A 1,236-nucleotide genomic window follows, 5' to 3' on the forward strand; every position below is an offset into this window, starting at 1 on the left:
CGGCACCAGCAGGAACACCGCGCGCTGCGACACCGCCCACCCGACCGCGCCGGCCGCCGCGGCGATGGCGACGTTGCCCGCGTGATCGAACGCCGCGTTGCGTCCCATCCGCCGCGCCAGCGCCGCGCGCCGGTACAGGCCGAGCGTCAGCGCCGCGACGGCGGGGCCGAAGATGTCGCCCACCAGCCCCATCAGCGCGTTGGCCGCCAGCACCGGCCAGAACGACGGCCACGCGAAGATCACCACCGCGCCCGCCGCGAGCACCACGAGTGCTGCGACGATCAGCCCGCGCTTGGCCCGCGTCGCGTCGATCAGCGCCCCGGCCGGCGTCTGGCCAACCAGGCCGAGCAGGCCGCCCAGCGTCGTCACCACGCCGACGCTCGACTGGCTCCAGTGCTGCTGCGTGGTCAGGAAGACGTTGAGATACGGGCCGAGCGCGCCGCGCACGTCGGCGAGCAGGAAGTTCAGCGCGTCGAGCGCCGCCGGACGGAACCCCGCGCGCGCCGCGCGGGCGGAGGGCGCAAGCGTCGGTGCGGCGGTTGCCGCGTCGGCGGCCGCGTCCATCGCCCCGGCCCGGCCGCTCAGAACCGCGCGACGAGCGCCACGCCCGCGACCAGCAGCGCCCCGCCCAGCGCGCGCGGCAGCGAGATCGTATGCACCGGGATGCCGAACAGGCCGAACTGGTCGATCACCAGCGACATCAGGATGTTGGCGGTGATCAGCAGCGCGGCGAACGTGCCCGCGCCCACCCGGTCGACGAACATCAGCCCCGCCACCACGGCGAAGGCGCCGATCACGCCCGCGAGCGGCGCCCACCACGGCATCGCGGCGACGCTCGCCATCGTCGGCATCGGCGTCGGCATGCAGACATAGACGATGAACAGCAGCGCGATGATCGGCAGGAACGACACCAGACTCGCCAGCCACGGATTGACCAGCGCCACCCGCAACGCGCCGTTCATCGGCGGTCCCCAGGCCTGCAGCGCCCCGGCGGCGAGGATGAGCGGATAGATCCAGGCGGCTTTCATGCAATCCCCTCGGATGTGGCGGAAGCGGTTCAGTGCCCGGCGAGCAGCAGCGCGCCGAGGGCCGCGATCAGCGCCGGCGGCATCACGATCAGACCGAGCCGCAGGAACGTTCCGGCGCCGACCGCGAGCCCCTCACGCCGCAGCGCGCCGAGCCACAGGATGGTTGCCAGCGAACCGGTGACCGACAGATTCGGCCCGAGATCGATGC

The 1,236-nt window shown here is 73.3% G+C and carries 3 protein-coding genes; all 3 read right to left on the bottom strand.

Going from position 1 to position 1,236, the window contains the following annotated elements:
• Nucleotides 1–564 (bottom strand): MFS transporter (locus B8460_RS17780; protein ID WP_048862958.1); only part of this gene is annotated, 564 nt, incomplete at its 3' end.
• Nucleotides 565–581: 17 nt separating this feature from the next.
• Nucleotides 582–1,028: a DMT family transporter gene (locus B8460_RS17785; protein ID WP_048862959.1), complete on the bottom strand. Its 447-nt coding sequence runs from the start codon at nucleotides 1,026–1,028 to the stop codon at nucleotides 582–584.
• Nucleotides 1,029–1,057: 29 nt separating this feature from the next.
• Nucleotides 1,058–1,234: an ArsB/NhaD family transporter gene (locus tag B8460_RS23675; RefSeq protein WP_277813993.1), complete on the bottom strand. Its 177-nt coding sequence runs from the start codon at nucleotides 1,232–1,234 to the stop codon at nucleotides 1,058–1,060.
• Nucleotides 1,235–1,236 lie beyond the last annotated feature (2 nt).

It is taken from the genome of Acidisphaera rubrifaciens HS-AP3, from assembly GCF_000964365.1.
In the GTDB taxonomy this organism is placed as follows: domain Bacteria; phylum Pseudomonadota; class Alphaproteobacteria; order Acetobacterales; family Acetobacteraceae; genus Acidisphaera; species Acidisphaera rubrifaciens.

What these genes read in the sequence shown, in the direction of transcription:
- B8460_RS17785 (WP_048862959.1), bottom strand. Translation starts at nt 1,028, where the DNA reads ATGAAAGCCGCCTGGATCTATCCGCTCATCCTCGCCGCCGGGGCGCTG.